The 975-nt window shown below is 68.1% G+C and carries 2 protein-coding genes; both read left to right on the top strand.

Annotated elements, in window-relative coordinates:
• Positions 1-277 precede the first annotated feature (277 nt).
• Entirely contained in the window at positions 278-793 is a 516-nt protein-coding gene (locus JCM9942_RS16815; protein ID WP_054660978.1) for an RNA polymerase sigma factor, read from the top strand.
• The coding region (locus JCM9942_RS16810; protein WP_425478371.1) for an anti-sigma factor family protein at positions 790-975 on the top strand (186 nt) is incomplete at its 3' end. The genes JCM9942_RS16815 and JCM9942_RS16810, both read left to right, overlap by 4 nt.

Below are 975 nucleotides of genomic sequence, written 5' to 3'. Positions count from 1 at the left end.
GGCTGCTGCCGATCCAGCCGGCCGACCAGGCAAAGGCGACCGCGCCGAGCCCGGCGATGCCCGCGATACCGGCCAGCGGCAGCCAGCGGTGCCGGCGCTTCACAGGGGGGGGAGAGTCGGCAGTCATGGGCGTTTCCTTGGTGTGTTGACAGGTAGGACGTGCGGGCGCGCTGTCTATTCCATCGGACTGCGAAAAATATTCCGGAAAGGTTTTGCCCGGTCCGGGAATAATCCTCCGACCTTAGCGTCATACCTGTAACTCTGCCGCCTGACTGTGATGGATACCTTCGACGACGAACGCCTGCGCGCGCTGTTGCCCCGCCTGCGCCGGTTTGCCCGCTCACTGGCGGCCGATCCGGCCAGTGCGGACGATCTGGTGCAGGCCACGCTCGAGCGCGCACTGCGACGCTGGCATACCCGGCGCGAGGACGATGCGCTGCAGGCCTGGCTGTTCTCCATCCTCTATCGCCAGTTCATGGACGAACGCCGGCGCGCGGCGCGCTGGCAGCGGGTGGTGGCCTTGTTCGCACCGCAGCAGGCCGGCACCTCGCCATCGGCAGAGCGCGTACACGATGGACGTGCGCAGCTGGCCGCCTTCGCCCGGCTGCCGGTCGAACAGCGGGCGTTGCTGATGCTGGTCAGTGTTGAAGGCTTCAGCTATCGCGAAGCGGCCGAGGCGCTGGGCATTCCGATCGGCACGGTGATGTCACGGCTGTCGCGGGCGCGCGACCGGCTGCGCGCGCTGGATGAAGGCACCGCCGATACCACTCCGGCACTGCGGGTACTGAAATGAACACACTGCCTCCCGACGACGAAGCACTGCACGCCTACGTGGATGGGCGCCTGGACGCCGACCGTGTCCGCACCCTGGAGCACTGGCTGCAAAACCACCCGGAGCAGGCCGCGCGCATCGCCGGCTGGAAACGCGATGCCGCCTCGCTGCGCGCGACCTGGGCCGGTCTGGAGCCATTGCCG

Source organism: Stenotrophomonas pictorum JCM 9942 (assembly GCF_001310775.1).
Classification (GTDB): Bacteria; Pseudomonadota; Gammaproteobacteria; order Xanthomonadales; family Xanthomonadaceae; genus Stenotrophomonas; species Stenotrophomonas pictorum.
Note: the sequence above shows the minus strand (reverse complement) of the source record. Positions and strands in the feature narration are given on the sequence as shown.

Excerpts from the sequence above, each read along its gene's own strand:
- JCM9942_RS16815 (WP_054660978.1), top strand. The coding sequence starts at position 278 with ATGGATACCTTCGACGACGAACGCCTGCGCGCGCTGTTGCCCCGCCTG.